Annotated in this window: 5 protein-coding genes; all 5 read right to left on the bottom strand. The window is 44.9% G+C overall.

Annotation, left to right across the window (positions count from 1 at the left end; genetic code table 11):
- Positions 1–86: 86 nt before the first annotated feature.
- Positions 87–662: a recombinase family protein gene (locus AB1611_17435; GenBank protein ID MEW6381368.1), complete on the bottom strand. Its 576-nt coding sequence runs from the start codon at positions 660–662 to the stop codon at positions 87–89.
- A 128-nt stretch (positions 663–790) separates the two neighbouring features.
- A complete protein-coding gene (locus AB1611_17430) occupies positions 791–1,129 on the bottom strand; it encodes a hypothetical protein (GenBank protein MEW6381367.1) in 339 nt (112 codons plus the stop codon).
- A gap of 18 nt (positions 1,130–1,147) precedes the next feature.
- Positions 1,148–1,342 (bottom strand): helix-turn-helix domain-containing protein, encoded by a 195-nt coding sequence (locus tag AB1611_17425; protein ID MEW6381366.1) that lies wholly within the window; start codon positions 1,340–1,342, stop codon positions 1,148–1,150.
- Positions 1,343–1,686: 344 nt separating this feature from the next.
- Positions 1,687–2,193: a hypothetical protein gene (locus AB1611_17420; protein MEW6381365.1), complete on the bottom strand. Its 507-nt coding sequence runs from the start codon at positions 2,191–2,193 to the stop codon at positions 1,687–1,689.
- Positions 2,194–2,544: 351 nt separating this feature from the next.
- Positions 2,545–2,837: hypothetical protein (locus AB1611_17415; protein ID MEW6381364.1), on the bottom strand; the 293-nt coding region annotated here is incomplete at its 5' end.

Here is a 2,837-nt window from a genome sequence, read left to right as displayed (position 1 = left end):
GATGAGTAGGATGGGGTTTTTTGTTGATGGGCTTAATTTTTACCAATGATAGCTATAAGAGTAAAACCTACTACAGGTGGGTCAATTTATCTGAGCACAGACGGGTCAATTTTACTGAGCGGTATAGCAAACTGACTCCCCTCGATTTTCCGATATCCGTAAGGGACATACCCCCCGTTCCATCCGCCTTTCCTGGCTGTGGCCCGCTTCCCAGACATGCACCGATCCCCGATCCGTTTGCGCTCGAATTCGGCAAAGCTGCCGAGAAGCTGAAGGAACAGTCTGCCCTCTGCACTCTGAGTATTGAAGTTCTCAGTAACAGACTGTAGCGCGATCCCACGAGGGTCAAGCTCATCATCGATGAAAATAAGAAGGTCTTTCAGGTTCCGAGACAGTCGGTCAAGTTTGAAGGTCAAGAGAACATCAACCGGATTTTCTCGGATATACCCTATCATCTCCTGAAAGCTGGCCCGGTCGGTACTCTTGCCGGATTCCCCACCGTCGATAAATACCCTGTCCAGGGTCCAACCCTGGCTTACGGTGTAGGCCCGGCCCCTCTCTACCTGCGTGTCGATGCTGGTATTGTCAACCTGACCTTCGGAAGATACCCGCGCATAGAAAATAGCGCGTTTTGGTGTGTTTGGTACGGAAGGAGTTTTCATATTGCCCTCTCTTTCCTTCTGAGAGGAGTCCTGCTATAATGAATTACCCGCCATTGGTTAGGACTCCGACGAATTGACCAAAGGCGGCCAGGGTCGGCAGAGTGTCTGAAGCACTCACCGGCCCGTTCTTATTTCACGACTGCCTTACCGACAAAAGAAATGACGGTCTGAATCCAGGAAGTTTGAAGCTGTGCAAAGCCAAAGAATATGGCGATAGCCGCAGCAATGAAGCCTACAAAGAAGGTAATTGCACTTCCCAGAATCCAATGACGAGTAGACTTGCTATCTTCTTTAACCTCTTTCTGAAGGTCTGAAAATTGGTTCTTTAAGTCCGTAAATTGGCCTTTCAAATCTGTAAATTGGCCCTTTAGGTCATTCACCGAATTACTGATGTTCTGCATTGAAGTATTGATCTGAGTGAATTGAGCCTCAAGGTACTTGTCAAAGTAATTTGCCTGATCTGGCATATGGTTTCTCCATTCCCGTTATCTTGATGCTGCCTTTAGGGGTTCAGTCTCACCCCTGATAAATCTATCCAAGTCCTCTTTAAGAAAGCGGTAGTTTCTGCCGAATTTATTCCCTTTCAACCGACCTTCTTTAACCAGCTTAATAATTGTTTGTCTACTGGTCTTAAGATACTTAATCGCTTCGGTAGTGGTTAGCACCTCATCTTGAGCCATTGTTTTTCAACCTCTCGTTATATAATTTTTAATAGTTATACATTCTTTGTAGTACATTTATATATTAATTGGTACTTATCAATAAATCAAGCAAAAAGTTCAACATCTCGAACATATCTACAATTTTACCCAAAGAAGTGATCTACCCCCGGAAAGGCCCCTGAGAGCCATTTTAAGGCATGGACAAAACCGGGTGAATGTTCCTAAAATAGGGGTCAAGGTTTGAATGTTCCTGGAATGGCTAAAAAGTGGGGTCTGGGAGGAAAAGAAAGGCCCTGCTCACTGGCCCTTTGAATCTGCTATCAGCTACCAATGTGTAAACTTTGTTTATATTGAACAGATAATTACTCTGTAGGCTGGACTGTGGGAATATCTTTATTTTGAGCTTTCGATGCCGACATCTGCCCGAATACCTTACGAAGCGATATCTCTAATCTATCCATCAATGCCAGTGCCTTTCTGTGTATTCTGTTCTTCGATTCAGAAAGGTTGTTACTGGAGAGTATTTTTAGATTACAAGATTTGTCCTGATAGATGATCCCGCACCGGAGATAATGACTCCGCCAAGGAAAACCCATTTCAACGATATCTTCTGATACTGATTCAACAGCCCATCCGCTTGCATCTCGTGGCGACAGGTAAAAGTTTAATCCGGCAGACAGAGCATTATCTACTATCTTTTCTACATTGCTCCACTCTTTTGAATTACCTGAGAAAGCCATAACAGTACCGGCCCTTGCTTCCGCTCTGGTGATATTTGCCGGATAATCCACGGTTATGGTATATTTTTTTGCAGTAGTGCAAGCGGTCAACAATAATAATAATATCAATACAAAAGCAAATATTTTCATAAACCTATCCTTTCTTTCTTATTTTATAAAATTGATATTATTAATATAATCCATGAAAGATTTAATTGTCAAAATAAAGCATAACGCTCTGTAACGCTCAAATTTCGATTTTCGGAAGTGCCTGCATGTTTTATCCCCAGGGCAAAATGATCGATTTCTGAGCCTCTCAGGCCCCTGATTTTGGATGTGGTGAGAATAGCCGGGGAGGAATAAGGGAGGGGACCGCCTGCCTATTGCTCGGCAGGGGTCCAAAAGTGCGGCCCTCTCGTCAGGAGAAGGTAAAGCGAAACGATGATTGCCAAAATCATTCACCCCCTTTCCTCAAGGAGGAATGCCCCTGGTATGGATAATTCAGTCCAGCACCAGGGGAAATTCGGAAAGATTGAGCCTGGACGCGCAATATCCTTTGCCCAGCTCATCTTCGGACTGCCGCCATCGATCACAAGCATTTCCCCTACAGGATATACCCGGCTTGCACTCGGTGAGCCTTGCGTCATCCGTTGTGCAGTGCTTTCTCGAGGAAATCAATTCCTTCCTATCGGAATTGCAGGGGATAGCCTGAGCCTGAGCAGGTTTTTCAGGCTCAGGCTTAACGGCGTGGCAGATCGCCGCTCCCTGCAAATATGCAATAGCCTCTCGTTTGT

It is taken from the genome of bacterium, assembly GCA_040755755.1.
GTDB lineage: Bacteria > SZUA-182 > SZUA-182 > DTGQ01 > DTGQ01 > DTGQ01.
Note: the sequence above shows the minus strand (reverse complement) of the source record. Positions and strands in the feature narration are given on the sequence as shown.

What these genes read in the sequence shown, in the direction of transcription:
- AB1611_17430 (MEW6381367.1), bottom strand. Translation starts at nt 1,129, where the DNA reads ATGCCAGATCAGGCAAATTACTTTGACAAGTACCTTGAGGCTCAATTC.
- AB1611_17425 (MEW6381366.1), bottom strand. Translation starts at nt 1,342, where the DNA reads ATGGCTCAAGATGAGGTGCTAACCACTACCGAAGCGATTAAGTATCTT.
- AB1611_17435 (MEW6381368.1), bottom strand. Translation starts at nt 662, where the DNA reads ATGAAAACTCCTTCCGTACCAAACACACCAAAACGCGCTATTTTCTAT.
- AB1611_17420 (MEW6381365.1), bottom strand. Translation starts at nt 2,193, where the DNA reads ATGAAAATATTTGCTTTTGTATTGATATTATTATTATTGTTGACCGCT.